Source organism: Chloroflexus islandicus, assembly GCF_001650695.1.
In the GTDB taxonomy this organism is placed as follows: domain Bacteria; phylum Chloroflexota; class Chloroflexia; order Chloroflexales; family Chloroflexaceae; genus Chloroflexus; species Chloroflexus islandicus.
The window spans coordinates 51,072-70,839 of sequence record NZ_LWQS01000044.1 but is presented as its reverse complement, the minus strand read 5'-3'; the positions used below and the strand labels follow the sequence as shown (position 1 = coordinate 70,839).

The following is a 19,768-nucleotide window of genomic DNA, read 5'->3' as shown; positions in this document are numbered from 1 at the left end:
TAAGGGGGCAAAGACGCAGAGGATACGCTATCCTTTGGCCCGGCCCTGAAGGGCCGGGCTTGGGTTACGAAGCCCGCCGCGCGGGCTGTTGGCCCTCACCCCCAGCCCCTCTCCCGCTGGTGCGGGAGAGGGGCGCTGCTGTCACTCGTTCGACGATGCCGTTCCTGTCCACCACGTGGCTCCCCCTCTCCCACCTGACGGTGGGAGAGGGGGTTGGGGGTGAGGGTGTCAACGCAAAGCCGCTAAGGGGGCAAAGACGCAGAGGGTGTAACGCCAAGGCGCGAAGCACGCAGAGGACGCAAAGGGTGCTTGGGAAGCGTCACTTCCCATTTGTCATTGCGAGGGCATGCGGTTGCCGCGATCCATGGAGTGCGGCAGTCAAACTGCCGCACTCCATGCGTTTAGCGACGAATGGCTATTCTTCACCTTCACGCTCAGCGAGCTTGCGATCGAGCATCAACAAGCCAACCCCATCGTTGCCGATTAGCTTGAGATGCTGGATAATCTCCTCGGCGCTCTTTTCCTCTTCGACTTGTTCGTCGATAAACCACTTCAACATGCTCATCGTAGCATAATCGTTCTCTTGAGCCGCTAACGAGTAGATAGCGTGGATCGCAGCAGTCACCCGCTGCTCGTGGGCCAATGCCCGCTCGAAGGCGTCAAGCGGCGAGGCAAACTCGTTCTGCGGTTCGTCAATCGCCCCTAGCATCACCCGCCCGCCCCGATCGTTCACGTAATCGAAAAAGCGGAGCGCGTGCTCGCGCTCTTCTTCGCTCTGGATGCGGAACCAGTGGGCAAAGCCGGTTAGCGAGAGTGACTCGAAGTAGGCGGCCATTGCCAAATAGGTGTACGATGCAGCATATTCGTAGGTGATTTGCCGGTTTAAGGCCTGTTGGATGGTTTCGCTCAGCATCATTGCCCTCCTTCACGCCATTGACGGGAAACACTCGTATGATACCTTATTTCGCAAGCGTTTCCAAACCAAACTAACCAGATATGCGCTATACTACCGCGCACAACTGTTTGATCTGTCTGGAGAGACTGCTATGCTCGACCGCGCAACGATTGCCGTCCACGAAGCCAAGTTGCTCGATCTGATCGCCCGCCTCGTCCACCTCGAATCGCCGAGCACGGATAAAGCCCTGCTTGATGCCTGCGCTAATGAATTGGCCGCGCTCTTTACCGGCATTGGTCAAGTGGAGCGCATTGCCAACCATGCCGGCGGTGACCATTTGCGTATCACGGTGACTGATGTCGCCGAGCCAGCGTTACCGCCGGCGCTGGTGCTCTGCCATTACGATACGGTATGGCCGGCAGGCACCGTGGCGCAGCGGCCATTTACCGTTACCGCCGACCGCGCCTTCGGGCCGGGGGCGTATGATATGAAGGCTAGCATTGCGATGGTGTACGCCGCTCTCGGCGGGTTTGGTCAGCCAGCGCCGCGGCTGCGCCGTCCGGTCATTGTGCTGTTGACCTCTGATGAAGAGATCGGCAGCCCGACTTCGCGGGCGCTGATCGAGGCGACGGCGGCGCAGGCGGCGCACGTACTGGTGATCGAGCCGCCAACCGAACCAGATGGCGCGCTGAAGACGGCGCGCAAGGGCGGCGGCGCGTTTCGGGTGACAATTACCGGCAAGGCGGCCCACGCCGGAGTCGAACCGGAGAAGGGGGCCAGTGCGATCACCGAACTAGCGCACCAGATTTTGGCGGTGAATGCGCTAGCCAACCCTGCGATCGGCACGACGGTCAATGTTGGGGTGATTGGCGGCGGCACCCGGCCCAACGTGGTGCCCGCCGAAGCGTGGATGGAGGTTGATGTGCGGGTGTGGACGCAGGCCGAAGCGGCGCGGATCGAGGCGGGTATGGCGGCGCTACAGCCGGTGACGCCGGGAACGCACGTGGCGGTCAGCGGTAGTGTGCGCCGTCCGCCGATGGAACGCACTCCGGCTAGTGCCGCGCTCTTTGCCCGCGCCCAAGAGCTGGGGGCAGCGTTGGGGTTAGACATCCGCGAAGGCAGCACCGGCGGCGGCAGCGACGGCAATTTCACGGCTGCGCTCGGCATTCCCACCCTCGACGGGTTGGGATGCCCCGGCGCCGGTGCGCACGCCGATCACGAGCAGATTAGCCGGCAGGGGTTGATCGACCGCACTGCGCTGCTGTGCGCGTTGTTGAGTGAGGTGTAGGAATAGCCACGAAAAGACGCAAAAAACGCAAAACTTTTTTGGGCAATGCTTCGGCCCGGCCCTGAAGGGCCGGGCTAGAGTTACGAAGCCCGCTGCGCGGGCTGTGCGCCCGATCCCCGCCGCACGGCAGGGACGGGGAATAGCCACAAAAAGACACAAATAACACAAAAACTTTTTTGGGTGATGCTGCGGCCCGGCCCTGAAGGGCCGGGCTAGCGTTACGAAGCCCGCTGCGCGGGCTGTGCGTCCGATCCCCAGATCCACCTGCTAGGAGGGGAAATGGGGGAGAGGGAATAGCCACGAAATGACACAAACAACACCAAAACGTTTTTGTGCCTTTTGCGTCTCTTTGTGGCTATGCTTCGGCCCGGCCCTGAAGGGCCGGGCTAGAGTTACGAAGCCCGCTGCGCGGGCTGTGCGCCCGATCCCTAGATCCGCCTGCTAGGAGGGGAAATGGGGGAGAGGGAATAACCACGAAATGACACAAACAACACAAACCTTTTTTGTGCCTTTTGCGTCTCTTTGTGGCTATGCTGCGGCCCGGCCCTGAAGGGCCGGGCTAGCGTTACGAAGCCCGCGCCATGAACTAATTGCCCTCACCCCCTGCCCCGCTCCCACTGGCGCGGGAGCGGGGCGCTGCTGCGTTCCGCTTGCGCAGGGCCTGTCCCGCTTACCCGGAGCTCCCCTGCTCCCACCTTACGGAGGGAGCAGGGGCAGGGAAGGATGCGGGAAGCGTGTCCCCGCCTGTCATTGCGAGCCGCGCGGTAGGGGCAGAGCCGCGCTCTGCCCACCGCGCGGCGAAGCAATCTCCCACGAGCACGGGAGCGATACCTGAGCGGGCTGGTTTCGCTGAAGCAGGAGATTGCTTCGGTCGGGCGGCGCGCTAGCGCCGCCGCTCCCTCGCAATGACATCCTAGCAGGCATCCGTTCCGCTCCAGAGGGCCGGGCTAGCGTTACGAAGCCCGCTGCGCGGGCTGTGCGCCCGATCCCCGCCGCACGGCAGGGAGGGAATAGCCACGAAAAGACACAAAACACCCAAACCTTTTTTGTGCCTTTTGCGTCTCTTGGTGGCTATGCTGCGACCCGGCCCTGAAGGGCCGGGCTAGGGTTACGAAGCCCGCTGCGCGGGCTGATGCCCCCACCCCCAGCCCCTCCCCCGCTGGGGGAGCATTGTGCCCCCACACCCAACCCCCTCCCCCGTTGGGGGAGGGGAGATGGGGAAGAGGGGATTGCCACGAAAAGACACAGAAACACAAACCTTTTTTGTGCCTTTTGCGTCTCTTTGTGGCTATTCCCCTAGCTACGACGCTTGACAACTATCGCTACGCCGCCTATCATATTATCAAATAATGATATGTTTATGAGGAAGCATCCCATGCTCACGGTCGCCAATCCAACGACGCTGGCGCTCCAAGCCAAGCTCTTTCGCGGGTTTGCCGATCCTTCGCGCCTTGCCATCTTGATCGCGCTGCGGAACGGCGCGCGCAGCGTGAGCGATATTGTGCAAGCCACCGGACTCTCGCAACCCAATGTCTCGAACCATCTGAGTTGCTTGCGCGATTGCGGGTTGGTGACGGCTTCACCCCAAGGTCGTTTCGTTTACTACGAATTGAGCGACCGGCGGGTGGAGCAGTTGCTGAGGTTGGCCGACGAATTGCTGGCCGATGTCGCCAAAGGGGTGTACGAATGTACGCGCTACCAAGCCGAGGATACGAGCGATGAGTGACTCCCATGTGCTTGAGGTGCCGGTTAAAGGCATGGATTGCGCTGAATGCGCCCAGCATGTGCAACAGGCTATCGCCAAATTACACGGCGTCGAGTCGGTTGATGTCTTGTTAGCTGCCGAGAAGGCTGTGATCCGGCTCGATCCGGGCCGGGTCGATCTATCTGCCATCCGGCAGGCGGTTGAAAGCGCGGGTTATACCGTCCCTGACACGGCAACGCCGGCCAATGCCTCGATCAACCAATTCTCGCGCCGGATGACGATCCTGCTGGCGGTGGTGTTTGCGATTGTGCTGGGGATTGTGGTCGCTGGTGAGTGGCTCGGTTTGTTTGATCACCTCAACGAATTGATCCCTTTGCCTATTGGCATCGTGCTAGTGGTGGCGGGTGGCTGGCCGGTCTTCCGTAACGTGGCGCGAGCGACCCTCCGCCGCCAGATCACCTCGCATACCCTGATGACGCTCGGTGTGATGGCTGCGTTGATCGTGGGTGAATGGGTGGCGGCGGCGATTGTGGTCATTTTCATGCGCGTCGGTGATTATGTCGAGCGATTTACCGCTGAGAATGCCCGCCGGGCGGTGAAGGAACTGACCGCACTGGCACCGCAAACGGCGCGGGTCGAGCGGGCCGGCGAAGAAGTGGAAGTGCCGGTGGCAGAGGTGCAACCCGGCGATACCGTGATCGTGCGGCCCGGTGAGCAGATTCCGGTCGATGGCGAGGTGATTGCCGGCTATGCCACCATTGATCAAGCTGCGATCACCGGCGAGTCGATGCCGGTGGAAGTGAGCGCCGGTTCGCATGTGTTTGCGGCGACGATTGCCAAGCTGGGCAGTCTGCGGATCAAGGCCTTGCGGGTGGGGGCCGATACCACGTTTGGCCGCGTGATCAAGCTGGTGGAAGAGGCCGAGGCGCATCGGGGCGAGGTGCAACGGCTGGCCGACCGGTTTAGCGCCTACTATCTGCCGGTGGTGGCCGGGATTGCCGCCTTGACCTTTGTGATCAGCCGCAACCCGCTGGCAACCGCCGCTGTGCTGGTGGTCGCCTGTTCGTGCTCGTTCGCATTGGCTACCCCAGTCGCGATGCTGGCCGCGATCGGCGCGAGCGCTAAGCGCGGCCTGTTGATCAAAGGCGGCAAATATCTGGAAGCGTTGGCGAAAGCTGATGTGGTGCTGATCGATAAAACCGGCACGCTGACGCTGGGCCGGCCCCGCATCACTGATGTGATCGCACTCAACGGGGTGCCCGCGCCAGAAGCAGTGCAGCTTGCCGCCACGGCTGAACGGTATTCGGAGCATCCGCTGGCCGCGGCAGTGCGAGAGTTGGCGCAAGCGCAGAACCTCACCCTCGCCGAGCCAGAGCACTTTACGGCCATCCCCGGTATGGGGGTGCGGGCCACGGTACAAGGCGCTACGATTACCGTCGGCAATCGCCGGTTGATCCCGGCGGCGGCATCGTTGCCGCTGGCCGCCCACCTCGAAGCCGAAGGCAAAACCCTCTTGGTCGTGGCACGCAACGACGAACCGATTGCGCTCCTTGCCGCCGCCGATACGCTCCGCCCCGAAACGCCGGCGGCCATTGCCGAACTACGCGCGCTGGGCATCAACCACATCGAATTGCTCACCGGCGACAACGAACGCACGGCTGCCACCTTGGCTGGCCAGCTTGGGGTGCAGTACCGGGCGCAATTGCTGCCGGAAGATAAAATCGCGGTGGTGAAGGATTATCAGGCGCGCGGCCATACCGTGGTGATGGTCGGCGACGGGGTGAACGACGCGCCGGCGCTGGCGCAGGCTGATATCGGCATCGCGATGGGTGCTGCCGGAACCGACATCGCGATCGAAGCCGCCCATATCGCGCTGATGCGCGACGATTGGATGCTGGTGCCGCAGGTTTTGCGCATTGCCCGGCGCACGATGGGAGTGGTCAAGCTCAATATCGGATTTACCGCCGTCTACAATCTGGTTGGGCTTACGCTCGCCGCGGTTGGGTTGCTGCCACCCACTCTTGCTGCCGCAGCGCAATCGTTGCCCGATCTCGGTATTCTCGCCAATTCGGCGCGGCTGTTGCGGCAGCGGTGATGGTTGGGGATGCCGTGCGGAATCACCTAGCCGCTCGCAAACCTGCCCGCGGATAGAAGGGAGCGATGGCATGGAGGGCTGGAAGACCGACGACCTTGCGCTGATTGGCGATACGGACGAGATCGAGGTAGCGGTGCATGCGAGCGGCCAGCTTACCAAACCGGTTCCAGTTTGGGTGGTGCGGGTCAACGACAACCTCTATGTGCGCTCGTACCGTGGCCACGCCGGAGCATGGTTCCGCGCTGCGCAGGCCAGCGGGCAGGGCCGGATCTGGGCCGGCGATGAAGCTAGAGATGTCGCCTTTGTCGCCGAGACCGATCCGGTCATTAATGACCAGATTGACGCGGCGTATGGCGCGAAATACGGTCACTCGCCCTATGCGGGGGCGATGGTAGCGCCTGAAGTGCGCACAACGACGCTCAAACTGCTGCCCCGCTAGAAAAGCGACGCATGCCGGCCATTCTTGACAAATGTCTCGCGCCATGATACATATCTGACTATTCAGCCATTCAACGAACAAATAGTTCCTCGCTCAAAAAACCATTCCTAGCTTCAAGGAGGAAGCGATGGCCCACTGGGATCACACCACCGATGTGGTTGTCGTCGGTACAGGCGGCGGGGCAATGACGGCGGCGCTGGTGGCGAAGCAGGCCGGTCTTGATGTGATCATGATCGAGAAGACGGAGTACTATGGCGGCTCGACGGCCATCTCTGGCGGCGGGTTGTGGATTCCCAACAACTATCTGCTGCAACGCGACGGTTTGGAGGACTCGTTCGAGAAGGCGCGCACCTATCTCAAACATACCGTTGGCGATCGCACGCCACCGGCGCTGCAAGAGTCGTATCTGGTGCATGCCCCCGAAATGGTGAAATACCTCGTCAGCAACTCGCACGTCCGCTTTCACCGTTCGGTAGGTTATGCCGACTACTACCCCGAACGGCCCGGCGGGATGGTCGATGGCCGCGCGTTGGAGGCATCGCCGTTCAATGGCAAGAAATTGGGGCCTGACTTGGCCCAACTCCGCCCGATGAGCATCAAAGTGCCGGCAGGGTTGGCCTTTACCGCCAGCGAGTACAACAAGCTCGGTATGATCACCTCGACGTGGGCCGGCAAGTGGGTGGCGCTGAAAGTGGGTGTGCGCACCGTATTTAACATCATCGCTGGGGTACGCTACTTAACGCTAGGCCAAGCCCTGATTGCCCGCCTCCGCCTCTCGCTGAAAGAGGAAAACGTCCCGATCTGGCTCAACACGCCACTTAAGGATCTGGTATTGGAAGACGGCGCGGTCGTAGGAGTAGTAGCTGAACACGAGGGCCGGACGGTGCGGATTGCGGCGCGCAAAGGCGTCATTCTCGGCGCTGGCGGCTTCGAGCACAATCAAGCCATGCGCGAGGCATTCCAACAACCGCCGGTCAATCACGAATGGAGTTCGGGCAGTCCGGGCAATACCGGCGATGCGATTCAGGCCGGCATGAAGATTGGGGCCAAGCTCGATCTGATGGACGACGCTTGGTGGGGGCCGTCGAGCGTACCACCCAACCAACCGGTGATGTTCCACGTCGGCGAGCGCTCGTACCCCGGCGGGATTATGGTCAATGCGGCTGGCAAACGATTTACGAACGAATCGGCCTCGTATGTCGATGTGGTACATGCGATGTACGAAAAGCACTCTGCCGCAGTTCCGCATATTCCGGCCTTTTTCATTATGGATCAGCGCTACCGGAGCAAGTACATCTTTGGCACACTCTTCCCCGGCCAACCGATCCCGCCAGTCTATTTTGAGCGCGGTTATTTCCGCAAGGCCGATACCATTGCCGGATTAGCCCAGCAATGCGGGATCGATCCGGACAATCTGGTTGAGACGATCGAACGTTTCAATGCCTTTGCTCGCCGCGGCGTCGATGAAGATTTTCATCGCGGCGATAGCGCCTACGACCGCTACTATGGCGATCCGACGGTGAAACCCAACCCGTGCCTTGCGCCGATCGAGCAACCACCGTTTTATGCAGTGCCGATGGTACCGGGTGATCTTGGCACAAAAGGCGGGTTGGTCATCGACGAGTGCGCCCGCGTCTTGCGCGCCGATGGCGCACCGATTCCGGGTTTGTACGCCATCGGCAACAGTTCGGCCTCGGTGATGGGAAACACCTATCCCGGCCCCGGCAGCACCATCGGCCCAGCGATGACATTTGGTTACGTCGCAGCAAAGCATATTGCTGGCGGCAAGATTCGCCCGATTGGGAAACTGCCGTAAAATAGAAGAACAGTCCGTCACCAGCTTGCTATCCGGCCTGATACGCCATGTTACGATCAGGCCGGATTTTGTATTAGGCAGATCGCGGAATATGACCTACCTCCACCTACCGCCAGCCATCCAAACCCTGCTTGCCGGCAGCATCGTCAGCGAAGTGACGATCGGCTGCTCGCCGGCCAGCGTCTACCAACTGGTTCAAGCCGAACGCACCCTCTACCTCAAGTTGCAGCCGGTGACGCCGCACGCTTCGCTGCTGCCGGAAGTGCAGGTGTTGCGGTGGTTGCAAGGCAAACTGCCGGCGCCGGCGGTCGTGCATTACGAGTGCGATGAGCGGCACGAGTATCTAGTGCTTACGGAAGTGGCCGGCGTGAATTGCGTTGCCGCCCAATATGAATTAGCGCCCGAAGTGATTGTGCGGATACTGGCGCAAGGGTTGCGCATGATCCACGCCATTGACGTGACAAACTGCCCCTTCGATGCCCGGCTCGTTCGCCGCTTGGCGCATGCAAGCTACAACGTCGAGCATGATCTAGTTGATGAAGATGATTTTGACGACGAGCGGCGCGGGGTGATGACAGCGCGAGAGGTGCTGGCAGCGGTCGAGCGCGACCAGCCGCCGGAAGATGATCTGGTCTTTACCCACGGCGACTATTGCTTGCCCAACGTGATCGTGCAAGCTGGCGCGCTGAGCGGGTTTGTCGATTGGGGCCGGGCCGGGATTGCCGACCGCTACCACGATCTGGCGCTTGCGTCGCGCAGCATTCGCTACAATCTGGGTGAGGAATATGAACCGCTCTTTTTTGCCTCATACGGGATCAAGCAGGTTGATCTGAACAAGATTGCGTATTACCGGCTGTTGGATGAGTTGTTTTGAGGAATAGCCACGAAAAGACACAAATAGCACAAAAATTTTTGTGCTTTTTGCGGCTAGTGGTGGCGATGCTGCGCCCCGGCCCTAAAGGGCCGGGCTAGGGTTACGAAGCCCGCTGCGCGGGCTGTTGGCCCTCACCTCCTGCCCCTCCCCCGCTGGGGGAGGGGAGCCGGAATCATCTCCCGGAAGGAGAAGGCTGTGGCGAAGCGAGCGGGGGGGAGCCGCGCGATGGCTGACCTAGCCATTGCTCAAGCGGAAGACAGCAGCGCCCCTCTCCCGCGCCAGTGGGAGAGGGGCTGGGGGTGAGGGAGGGTAGGGAATAGCCACGAAAAGACACAAATAGCACAACATGTTTGTGCTTTTTGCGGCTGGTGGTGGCGATGCTGCGCCCCGGCCCTAAAGGGCCGGGCTAGGGTTACGAAGCCCGCTGCGCGGGCTGTTGGCCCTCACCTCCTGCCCCTCCCCCGCTGGGGGAGGGGAGCCGGAATCATCTCCCGGAAGGAGAAGGCTGTGGCGAAGCGAGCGGGGGGGAGCCGCGCGATGGCTGACCTAGCCATTGCTCAAGCGGAAGACAGCAGCGCCCCTCTCCCGCGCCAGTGGGAGAGGGGCTGGGGGTGAGGGAGGGTAGGGAATAGCCACGAAAAGACACAAATAGCACAACATGTTTGTGCTTTTTGCGGCTGGTGGTGGCGATGCTGCGCCCCGGCCCTAAAGGGCCGGGCTAGGGTTACGAAGCCCGCTACGCGGGCTGCTGGCCCTCACCCCCCGCCCCCTCTCCCACCTCACGGCGGGAGAGGGGGAGCCGCGGGCGGGTAGGGAATAGCCACGAAAAAACACAAATAGCACAAAGAGGTTTTGTGCTTTTTGCGTCTTTTTGCGGCTATGCTCATATTCTTGCCCCTCCCCCGCTGGAGGTGATCAGCCCCCACCCCCTGCCCCTCCCCCGCTGGGGGAGGGGAACCGTATTAAGGCAGCGATTGCCAACTATTCCAAACCACTTCGCGCCCTCTGCGTCCTTCGCACCTTTGCGTTCACATCCTCTGCGTCCTTCGCGCCTTTGGGTTGATCATCCTCTGCGCCTTTGCCCCCTTCGCGCCTTTGCGTTGATCACCTTTGCTCGCTTTGCGCTGCTTGGCTAGCCGCTCACCGCCACACCGGGCACAATTGTCCCTGTCGCCGCGCCGAACCCAATCCGGTAGCCCTCGCCCTGCGCCCACGCCCGCATCGTCACCGTATCACCGTCCTCCAGCCAGCGCCGCGTCGAGCCGTCAGGCAGTTGCAGCGGCTCGGTGCCGCGCCACGTCAATTCAAACAGACACCCTCGCGACTCCTTGGTGGGGCCGCTGATCGTGCCCGACCCCATCAGATCGCCGGGCCGCAGCCGGCAGCCATTTACCGTATGGTGGGCAAGCTGCTGGGCAAAGCTCCAGTACAGGTGGCGGGCATTGGTCTGGCAGATGCGGGTATCGTTGAGCCAAACCTCCAGCGTGATGTCGAAATGGCCAAGGCCGGGAGCGTGCAGATAGGGCAACGGCGGCGGATCTTGCGGCTCGCCGGCGCAGCGGAACGGTTCGAGCGCGGCGAGCGGCACCACCCACGGGCTAATGGTGGTAGCGAAATTCTTCGACAAAAACGGGCCGAGCGGCTGGTACTCCCACCCCTGAATATCACGCGCGCTCCAGTCGTTGAGAATCACCAAACCAAAGATCCGCTCTTCGGCTTGGGCAACCGGCACCGGCGCCCCAAACTCGCTGCCCACGCCAATCACCATCGCCAATTCGACCTCGAAATCGAGCGCCCGCGACGGCGAAAAGAACGGTGCGGGACTGCTCGACGGCTTGATCTGGCCGTGCGGGCGGGGAATGGGAGTGCCGCTGACCACCACGGTACTGGCACGGCCATGGTAGGCGACCGGCATGTGCCGCCAGTTGGGGAAGAGCGGAGGGCTGTCGGGCCGCAGCATCTTGCCGGTGTTGGTGGCATGGTATAGCGATGAGTAGAAATCGGTGAAATCGCCGATCTGCACCGGCAGCAGCAGCTCAACCGCGTCTTGCCGGATCAGCGCGGCGTCACGCAGCGGCTGGTGATCGCGCAACGTTGGCTCATCGGCGGCGAGCAGCCGTTGCAGCGTGTTGCGCACCGCTTGCCATGCCGCCGGCCCAGCGGCCATAAAGGCATTGAGCGCATCGCGGGCAAAGAGACCTTGCCCGCCAACCGGGGTGTTCGCCAACAGACCGGCCTCGTCGAGCGCTGCCAGATCGAGCACATACTCGCCGATCGCAACCCCAACGCGGGCTGGCCCGCCACGACGCGGACGGAAGACGCCGTAGGGCAGATTCTCGAGCGGAAAATCACTCTCAGGTGCGATTGGCAGAAAGCTTTGCAGTGGCATAGGGTTTGTTATGCAAGCGGCTTCATCAACTCTCTAATCCCTCTTCCCTACCTCCCTACTCCCAATGCCGGCAGTAAGGAGGTAGGATCACCCCATCGGCTACCCCTCCGGCCCGCCCACACTCCACGAATCCATATACCCCGTCTTCTCCAGTTCAAGGGCGGCAGTCGTCAGGTGCAGCGGGTAGAATGTATCAATCATCACCGCCAGCTCGCGAGTCTCTTTCACGCCGATGCTGGCCTCGGTGCTGCCCGGCTGCGGGCCGTGCGGCAAACCGGCGGGGTGGAGCGTGATGTCGCAGCGTTCGATTCCGCGACGCGACATGAAGTTACCGTCACAGTAATAAATTACCTCGTCGGAATTGACATTCGAGTGGTTGTACGGCGCCGGAATCGCTTCGGGATGGTAATCGAACAGACGCGGCACGAATGAACAGATCACAAAGTTATGGCCCTCGAAGGTTTGATGCACCGGCGGCGGCTGGTGGATGCGGCCAGTAATCGGCTCGAAGTCGTGAATGGAAAAGGCCCACGGATAGAGGTAGCCATCCCAGCCGACGACATCAAAGGGGTGATGGTCGAGGATATGGCGGGTAAGCTGGTCGCGCACCTTGACCAACACCTCAAACTCGCCAGTATCGGTGAACGTGAGCAGTTCGCTGGGGCCGCGAATATCCCGCTCGCAATAGGGCGCGTGCTCGAGCAACTGGCCAAACTGGTTGCGGTAGCGTTTAGGGGGCGCGATCTGGCTGGTCGCTTCAATCACCAAAAAGCGGGCCGGGCCAGCGAGCCGCATCTGCCATGTCACACCAAACGGGATAACGACGTAATCACCGGCGCTAAACGGCAAACGGCCAAACTGCGAGAGCAGATCGCCGCTGCCTTCATGTACAAACCACACCTCGTAGGCTTGGCCGTTGCGGTAAAAGCCGGTCATGCTCTCGGTGGGCCGGCTCACGCCGATCGTCACATCATTATTACCGAGCAAGGTAATCCGGGCACTCACCGGATCGCCGCCGGCAGGCACGTTCGCGGTGGCAAACGCACGGTGGCGGATCGGGCCGAATTCGACGTATTCCGGCTTGGCGGAACCGACCAGTTCGGCGCGTAGCACCCGTGGCGGCAAGAAGTGGTGGTAGAGGATGGACTGAATGCCGTGAAAGCCTTCAAGGCCCATCACCTCTTCGCGGTAGAGCTTGCCATCAGGCTTACGGAACTGGGTATGGCGCTTGTGGGGAACGTGGCCGAGACGCTGGTAAAACGGCATCGCACACCTCCTTGTGCCGCGGTGTCGTTCTGATAAAGATTCGCCCGACGCAGCGGCGCCGGGCGAGCTGGCGACCCGGGAGGGACTCGAACCCCCAACCAACGGTTCCGAAGACCGTTGCTCTATCCATTGAGCTACCGGGCCATTCGGCGCCATTAGTGTAGCATAGCTGGCCCGCTTGCGCAACGTGGTAAGCAGACTGCAACCTTGGTTGCGCGATGTTTTGCCGCAACCTGATGCCAACAGCGTACAATGGCGAGAGGTCAGCGAAACGACTGAGAAACGCCTGCAAGGAGGTATGGTATGCGCGCACCGGCATTGACGCCATCATCATCAGGAGCGTTGCTGCGAGATCCACGCCTGCGCTGGGGGTTCGGGCTAGTAGCAGCAGTCTGGGTCTTGGGCTTGATCGGCGGGCTGAGCGGGTTCACCGAATGGCCAGCCTTGTTCCTCTATGTGTTAGGCGGGCTAGGGGTCGCGATCTGGCTCGGAAGAGCCGCCGGCGGCTGGGCCTCGATTGGGGTCACGCGCGCCAACCTGCGTGCCGCCACGATCTGGGGTGGCGGGATCGGCGCGGCGTTAATGCTGCTCGACTGGGTCAACACCTTCTTCTACTACCGCAGCGGCGGGGCACCGATGGAGGCGATGGAGACGATACTGGTCGGGATGGGGTTGCTCTACCTCTTCCCGGTGCTGGTGCTGGCCGAAGAACTGCTCTGGCGCGGCGTGTTGCTGCTCGGCCTGCGCGACGCCGGCTTCAACTCGCATCTGACAGTTGCCATCACCACCTTGCTCTACGCGCTCAACCATCTCTTCGTCGCGCCGGTGCCGATGTTCGAGCGCTGGCTGATGGTGGGCATGGCGCTGCCGATTGGCGTGATCGGCGGCTATCTGGTGCTGCGCACGCGCAACGTTTGGGCCGCAGTGTGGTTGCACGGCCTGAGCATTGTGGCGATGGTGGCCGATATCTTCATCATTCCGGCGCTGGCGCGTGGATGATGGATAGGGAGGAGGGATCAAACCGTATTCGCACTCCCTTCACCGCTGTTTAACCTGCCGATAACGATCCCTATCCACATTTTGTGGAGAGGTGTGGAAAACGGCACAATATCTAGTTGCGAATGCAAGATAACAGCAGAGGCACCGAGTGCGGCAGTGATACTGCCGCACTCCATAATAGAGGCGCTGCCGTTCCTGATGCTCGTGCGTCGCCATACCGCGGCAGTTGCACTGCCGCACGCCATCATAGGGGCGCTGCTATCTTGCATGGAATGCGGCAGTTAAACTGCCGCAACACGCAGTTGCACTGCCGCACGCCATCATAGGGGCGCTGCCGTACCCAATGCCCCTGCCCAACCACTACCGACGAGGCGCGGCAGTTGCACTGCCGCACTCCATATAGAGGCGCTGCCGTACCCAATGCCCCTGCCCAACCACTACCGACGAGGCGCGGCAGTTGTACTACCGCACTCCATATAGAGGTGCTGCCATCTTGTATGGAATGCGGCAGTTAAACTGCCGCAACACGCAGTTGCACTGCCGCACTCCATAGTAGGGGCGCTACCGTTCCTGATGCCCGTGCGTCGCCATACCGCGGCAGTTGCACTGCCGCACGCCATATAGTGACGTTGACTTACAAAACCACAACACCCGCTCTGCGATGCAGAGCGGGTGTTACGTATTGTGGTGCCAAGAGCCGGACTTGAACCGGCGACCCTCGCATTTTCAGTGCGATGCTCTACCAACTGAGCTATCTTGGCCCGCCACCGTTGACAATGGTGGGCGATGACGGGTTCGAACCGCCGACACCCTCGGTGTAAGCGAGGTGCTCTACCGCTGAGCTAATCGCCCCCGACGTATGGTGCCCAGGAAGGGACTTGAACCCTTACGAGCGTGGTTAGCTCACTAGGCCCTCAACCTAGCGCGTCTGCCAATTCCGCCACCTGGGCGCTCAACGCCCCGTTATTATACGAAATGATGGCCCACTTGTCAAATGAGGACGAGCGACATCCTTGCACTGCCGGGGTTGCGTCAGTATCATGACAGGTGCTTTCTCTGCGCTTGTCACGAATCAATCGCAATGGCATACGCTAGCTCTCCCTCAGCTATCCGGCTAAGGATGATCGAGCCGAGCCTGCCGTTTCGCTTACGTTCCACACAAGCAATGGTAAAGCATGGCTCGCATCCGTTGAGACGGTCAAGCGTTGGTTTCATAGCATTCGGATTTCAATTGAGGTGAGGAGCGTATGCAACGGCAGTGGTCGAATATTATCATTATCGGTCTGGTAGCTGCGTTGGCGGTCACTATCGCGCAAGCGCAACCGGGTGTTTCCGGCGGGGCGATACTGGCAGCAAATGCCGGCACGGCATTTACCTATCAAGGTCGCCTGAGCAAAGATGGCGCACCAGTCCAAGGCGTGTGTGACTTTCAATTTACGCTGTGGGATAGCGCGAGTGGGGGAACCGCATTGGGAACGACGCCGGTCAGTGCCGTAACCGTCACCGGCGGGTTGTTTACTATCCCGGCGTTGGATTTCGGCAGCAATGCCTTTATCGGACAAGCGCGCTGGCTCGACGTCGCTGTACGCTGTCCTGCCGGCAGCGGTTCGTACACAAGCCTGACCCCACGACAACCCTTAACCGCAGCGCCCTATGCGCTTAGCTTGCGACCGGGGGCGCAGGTCGTAGGCGACGTCAGCGGCGACAGCAGCCTATTCGCGTACAATACCATTACGAGCGGCCTTTCGTATGGCATGTATGGGCGCAGCGACAGTCCAAACGGTCGCGGCGTCGCCGGATTTGCGAGCGCCAGCAGCGGTGACGCTGTAGGGGTCTTTGGCCTTACCGCAAGCAGCAACGGCAGCGGCGTCACCGGCGAGGCTTGGGCGACGAGCGGCCCAGCAATTGGCGTGTATGGCGTAACGCGATCGGCTAGCACAGATGCCGCCGGTGTGCTCGGTGAAGCTACACCGGCCACTGCCCTATCAACCGGTGTGCGGGGCATTAATCGCAATAGCAGTGCGGCTGGCTTCGGCGTATGGGGCGAACACACCTCTGGCGGAGTTGGTGTCTACGGCACATCAGTGCGCGGGGTGGGCGTCTATGGGAAGGTACTGTCCAATACGATTGGTTTCTCAATTGGGGTGTGGGGTGAGAATCCTTATGGTGGCGGCACCGGTGTCTTGGGAACAGCAACCGCGACCAGCGGTCCAACCTATGGCGTACGCGGTACAACGGCAAGTTCAAGCGGCACCGGTGTCTTGGGAACAGCAACCGCGACCAGCGGTGCAACCTATGGCGTTCGCGGTGAGGTTACCAGTCCCAACGGCTATGCCGGCTATTTTGAGGGCGGGCAGGGCGTGCGGGTGATCGGTAATTTGCAGGCTACTGGCGTGAAGACATTTGTCATCGATCATCCGCTCGATCCGGCCAACAAGTATCTCTACCACTTCGCCCAAGAAGGACCGATCATTCAGAATGTGTATAATGGCATCGTCACCCTCGACTCTGCCGGCGCCGCCATCGTCACGCTCCCCGACTACTTTGCCGCGATCAATGCTGAGCCGTTTCTTTACCAACTCACCCCGGTCGGCGCAGCAATGCCCAATTTGCACGTAGCGCAGCCCATCACCGGCAATCTGTTCCGCATCGCTGGCGGTGTCGCCGGCGCACAGGTGTCATGGGAAGTCACTGCCACTCGCAACGATCCCTATCTGCGCGCGCATCCGGTGACGGCGGAAGCGGTCAAACCAGTGCCTGAACGCGGTTTGTATCTTGCGCCAGAAGCGTATGGCTTGCCTCTCTCTCTGAGCAGTAACCAAACCCCCGATTCACCATTGCCGCTGTATCCGGCGGAGGATCAACGATGAAGCGATGGATACAACTTGGGATGTTGGCCCTTCTGATCAGTTTGGTGATCGGAGTCGTTGCCGCGCAGAGCGGGTACAGCATTGGGTGGTATACGATGGATGGCGGCGGCGCTACCTTCAGCGCCGGCGGCGGCTATACTCTCGGCAGCACTATCGGCCAAGCTGACGCAGGTGTGGCCAGTGGCGGCGGCTATACGTTGTCCGGCGGGTTTTGGGGTTCACCGGATAGTATGCTCTACATCCCGTTGGTGACACGATGAGCACTATCTAGCTGGCGATACCTGAGGAGAGTTCAAGAAATACAAGAGTAACGTGTCGCGATCAACCAACGTATCTCGCTAACACGGATCAGCACACCTTCATCCGCCTGCGACTGCACATAGCCAAGGGCGGATGAAGGTAGCTACCGTCTTGCAACGTTGCTCAACCAGCAATACCGTGCAACTATCCCAACTCGCTCACTTCTCCCGCTTCGGCAAGCGGAAGCCAAGCAGGCTGGGCCGTTCGACCGTGGGCATGGCAGTAAAATCGGCTTCGCCGGGGCGCAGGTGCGGTTTGCTCTCCAGCCATGCGTCGCGGGTGGCTTTGGCTTGGTGCAGCATCTGCTCGATGGCCGCGGCATCGCCGGCATTGATCTGTTCGCGCGCGGTGACGAGGAAGCGGATCAGCTCGTCGATCCAGCGGGTGAGGCCGTGCGGGTTGGTGAGCAAGATGTCACGCTGCATCTGCGGATCGCCGGAGGCGAGGCGCGAGACATCGCGGAATCCGGTTGCAGCCAGCGGCGCCATCTCTTTCCACGCCGGACTGTTGCCGGTGGCCGTCACCAAGCCGACCGAGAGCAGCAGCGGCAGGTGCGAGATGCCGGCCACATACGCATCGTGCTCTTCGGGGTCAATGTAGTACGGTTTCGCACCGACCGCGCGCACCAGCGCCTCAACCGCTTCTATCGCCTGCGGCGCGGTATCGCCGGTCGCCGTCAGGCAGTAGATCGCCTCGCGAAAGAGATCGGGATCGGCGGCAGCCGGCCCTGACTTCTCGCGCCCGGCCATGGGGTGCCCGCCGACAAAGCTTACTGTGCGCGGGAGGAGTTCGGCGGCCCACCGGCAAACCTGCGCTTTGGTACTAGCGACATCCGTCACCACGACCCCGGCGGGCAAGAGGGTGGCCAATTCACGAAATACCTCTTGCATCGCACGCACCGGCGTCGCCACCACCACCATCTGCGCCTCCCGCACCGCTTCGGCCAGCGTGCGCGCTTCGCGGTCGATCGCCAACCTTCCCCGCGCCTCGCGGATCACGCGCGGCTCGCGGTCGAACCCGATCACCTCGACCGCGCCGAGCGGCGACTCTTTGGGGTCGGCGTTGCGCAGCGCCATGCCGAGCGACGCGCCGATTAAGCCGAGACCAATGATAGCAATCCGGATCATGGGTTTCCTCTTCTCCTAACCCGCCGGTTCGACGCCGATCAACGACAACAAGATAATCTCAACCAACACAACTATCACCGCCAATGCAATCAGCTTGATCGGATCGAGCGTGCGGAGCGCGGCTAAGGCCAGCGCTGCCGCGACCAAGATGCCAGCCTCATACGACTCGCGCCGCACGCGCCGGTTGTCGCGCGCCCATGCCTTGAGCGCCAGCCAGCGCCGGCTCAGCACCGCGATCACCGGACGCACGAGCGCGGCCACGCTGAGAAAGACGGCAAACAACATCAACGCATAGACCGGCGTATCCGGCGGGTCGAGCAGGGTGCCGGTTGGGGCCGGTATGATCGCGATGGCGGTGAACAATAACCAGACCCCGAGCGTCCCTTCCACCGTGAGGCCAGCCAGACCCAGCCACTTTTCCAGTGGCCAGAAGGTCAGGATGCCGGTAATGAGCGCCAGCGCGTGGAAGACCAAGTGGATTGGCGACAACAAGTTTGGCCCGCGCGCCAGATCGACGCCGATGACCATCCCTATCACGAGCGCCCAACTCAACCCTGCCAGCAGACCGAGCGCCGGCAACCAGCGCGTTGGCGACTCAACCGGCTCGTGTTCAGCCATTGCTCTGCTCCGGCCATGCCACACGGGCAAGGCGCTGGCGCAGCAGATGATCGGCCAGCACCAGCGCCAGCATGGCTTCGGCCACCGGCACCAACCGCGGCAACACGGTCGGGTCATGGCGGCCATGCACTTCGATCGTCACCGGATTGCCGTCGCGATCCACCGTCTGTTGCGGGCGGGCAATGCTGGCCGGCGGTTTGGCGGCCAGCCGCACCACAATCTCTTCACCGGTGGAGATGCCGCCGAGGATGCCGCCGTGATGGTTGGAAGCCGTGCCGATCGTGCCATCGTCACGGCGAATAAACGGATCGTTATTCTGCGAGCCGCGCAGCATTGCTACGCCAAATCCTTCGCCGATTTCGACGCCTTTGATCGCGGGGATTGAGAACATCGCCTTGCCAATATCAGCTTGCAACTTGTCGAAGACCGGCTCGCCGAGACCGGGAGGCACCCCGCGCGCCCGCACTTCAACGATCCCACCCAGCGAGTCGAGCTCGCGCCGAGCCTGATCGACCCGCTCAACCATCAACGCCGCTACCCGCGCATCAGGGCAGCGCATGATATTGCGCTCGATCTCCTCTTCATCGAAGACCTCGGCGCGCAGATCGGCCAGTTGCAGGGTGTAGCCGACAATCTTCACCCCTACGGTCGCCAGCAATTTCCGGGCAATCGCGCCGCCGGCCACCCGCCCAATCGTCTCGCGCGCCGACGAACGGCCGCCGCCGCGCCAATCGCGAAAACCGTATTTCACGTCCCACGTATAATCGGCGTGACCGGGCCGGTAGCTGTCTTTGATATTCTCGTAATGGTGCGACTTCGCGTCGGTGTTGTAGACCACCATCGTAATCGGCGTACCGGTCGTGCGGCCCTCGAACACGCCAGACAGAATCTGCACTTCATCGGCTTCGCGCCGCTGCGAGCTGACCCGGCTCTGGCCAACCCGGCGGCGATCGAGTTCGCGTTGAATATCAGCCACATCGAGCGGCAAACCGGCCGGGCAACCGTCAACGGTGCAACCAACCGCCGGGCCGTGCGACTCGCCCCATGTCGTTAACCGAAACACATGACCAAAACTATTTCCGGGCAT

15 protein-coding genes and 4 tRNA genes are annotated in these 19,768 nt (G+C 61.5%); 9 read left to right on the top strand and 10 right to left on the bottom strand.

Translation table 11 applies throughout. From position 1 onward, the window contains the following. Positions 1–415 precede the first annotated feature (415 nt). A complete protein-coding gene (locus A6A03_RS07620) occupies positions 416–916 on the bottom strand; it encodes a ferritin (RefSeq protein ID WP_245668887.1) in 501 nt (166 codons plus the stop codon). A gap of 130 nt (positions 917–1,046) precedes the next feature. Here A6A03_RS07620 and A6A03_RS07615 point away from each other — a divergent pair, with 130 nt between their 5' ends. From A6A03_RS07615 to A6A03_RS07590, 6 genes are all read left to right on the top strand, one after another. After that, positions 1,047–2,183, top strand: coding sequence for a M20 family metallopeptidase (locus tag A6A03_RS07615; RefSeq protein ID WP_066785827.1), 1,137 nt, complete (start codon positions 1,047–1,049; stop codon positions 2,181–2,183). Between the two features lie 1,375 nt (positions 2,184–3,558). Further along, the gene (locus A6A03_RS07610; protein ID WP_066785825.1) at positions 3,559–3,909 is read left to right on the top strand and encodes an ArsR/SmtB family transcription factor; all 351 of its coding nucleotides are present in this window, start codon (positions 3,559–3,561) and stop codon (positions 3,907–3,909) included. Then, positions 3,902–5,983 (top strand): heavy metal translocating P-type ATPase, encoded by a 2,082-nt coding sequence (locus A6A03_RS07605; RefSeq protein ID WP_066785823.1) that lies wholly within the window; start codon positions 3,902–3,904, stop codon positions 5,981–5,983. Before A6A03_RS07610 ends, A6A03_RS07605 begins: the two co-directional genes overlap by 8 nt. A 70-nt stretch (positions 5,984–6,053) precedes the next feature. Beyond that, the gene (locus tag A6A03_RS07600; RefSeq protein WP_066785821.1) at positions 6,054–6,422 is read left to right on the top strand and encodes a DUF2255 family protein; all 369 of its coding nucleotides are present in this window, start codon (positions 6,054–6,056) and stop codon (positions 6,420–6,422) included. Positions 6,423–6,549: 127 nt separating this feature from the next. After that, on the top strand, positions 6,550–8,238 hold the full coding sequence (locus tag A6A03_RS07595) for an FAD-binding protein (protein ID WP_066785818.1): 1,689 nt from the start codon (positions 6,550–6,552) through the stop codon (positions 8,236–8,238). 91 nt (positions 8,239–8,329) lie between these two features. Further along, entirely contained in the window at positions 8,330–9,112 is a 783-nt protein-coding gene (locus A6A03_RS07590) for an APH(3') family aminoglycoside O-phosphotransferase (protein ID WP_066785815.1), read from the top strand. Between the two features lie 1,132 nt (positions 9,113–10,244). On the opposite strand, the gene fahA is transcribed toward A6A03_RS07590, so the two are convergent. From fahA to A6A03_RS07575, 3 genes are all read right to left on the bottom strand, one after another. After that, the gene (fahA, locus tag A6A03_RS07585; protein ID WP_156525295.1) at positions 10,245–11,501 is read right to left on the bottom strand and encodes a fumarylacetoacetase; all 1,257 of its coding nucleotides are present in this window, start codon (positions 11,499–11,501) and stop codon (positions 10,245–10,247) included. A gap of 99 nt (positions 11,502–11,600) precedes the next feature. After that, entirely contained in the window at positions 11,601–12,767 is a 1,167-nt protein-coding gene (locus A6A03_RS07580) for a homogentisate 1,2-dioxygenase (RefSeq protein ID WP_066785807.1), read from the bottom strand. Positions 12,768–12,835: 68 nt separating this feature from the next. Next, positions 12,836–12,911, bottom strand: a tRNA-Arg gene (locus A6A03_RS07575). 159 nt (positions 12,912–13,070) lie between these two features. Between A6A03_RS07575 and A6A03_RS07570 the strand changes: the two genes are divergently transcribed. Then, entirely contained in the window at positions 13,071–13,766 is a 696-nt protein-coding gene (locus tag A6A03_RS07570; RefSeq protein WP_066785804.1) for a CPBP family intramembrane glutamic endopeptidase, read from the top strand. 685 nt (positions 13,767–14,451) lie between these two features. On the opposite strand, the gene A6A03_RS07565 is transcribed toward A6A03_RS07570, so the two are convergent. From A6A03_RS07565 to A6A03_RS07555, 3 genes are all read right to left on the bottom strand, one after another. Beyond that, a tRNA-Phe gene (locus tag A6A03_RS07565) sits at positions 14,452–14,527 on the bottom strand. Positions 14,528–14,543: 16 nt separating this feature from the next. Next, positions 14,544–14,618 (bottom strand) — tRNA-Val (locus tag A6A03_RS07560). 8 nt (positions 14,619–14,626) lie between these two features. Further along, positions 14,627–14,716 (bottom strand) — tRNA-Leu (locus A6A03_RS07555). 297 nt (positions 14,717–15,013) lie between these two features. Here A6A03_RS07555 and A6A03_RS07550 point away from each other — a divergent pair. Together A6A03_RS07550 and A6A03_RS07545 are read left to right on the top strand one after the other, a co-directional pair. Next, positions 15,014–16,636, top strand: a complete 1,623-nt coding sequence (locus A6A03_RS07550) for a hypothetical protein (RefSeq protein WP_066785802.1) — start codon at positions 15,014–15,016, stop codon at positions 16,634–16,636. Beyond that, positions 16,633–16,896, top strand: a complete 264-nt coding sequence (locus A6A03_RS07545; protein WP_066785799.1) for a hypothetical protein — start codon at positions 16,633–16,635, stop codon at positions 16,894–16,896. Before A6A03_RS07550 ends, A6A03_RS07545 begins: the two co-directional genes overlap by 4 nt. 198 nt (positions 16,897–17,094) lie before the next feature. Here A6A03_RS07545 and A6A03_RS07540 read toward each other — a convergent pair whose 3' ends face one another. The 3 genes from A6A03_RS07540 to aroC are packed head-to-tail and all read right to left on the bottom strand — an operon-like array spanning position 17,095 to position 19,768. After that, a complete protein-coding gene (locus A6A03_RS07540) occupies positions 17,095–18,063 on the bottom strand; it encodes a prephenate dehydrogenase (protein WP_066785795.1) in 969 nt (322 codons plus the stop codon). 15 nt (positions 18,064–18,078) lie between these two features. Beyond that, positions 18,079–18,681 (bottom strand): hypothetical protein, encoded by a 603-nt coding sequence (locus A6A03_RS07535; RefSeq protein WP_066785792.1) that lies wholly within the window; start codon positions 18,679–18,681, stop codon positions 18,079–18,081. Continuing rightward, a complete protein-coding gene (gene aroC, locus A6A03_RS07530) occupies positions 18,674–19,768 on the bottom strand; it encodes a chorismate synthase (protein WP_066785789.1) in 1,095 nt (364 codons plus the stop codon). The genes A6A03_RS07535 and aroC overlap by 8 nt, the downstream gene beginning before the upstream one ends.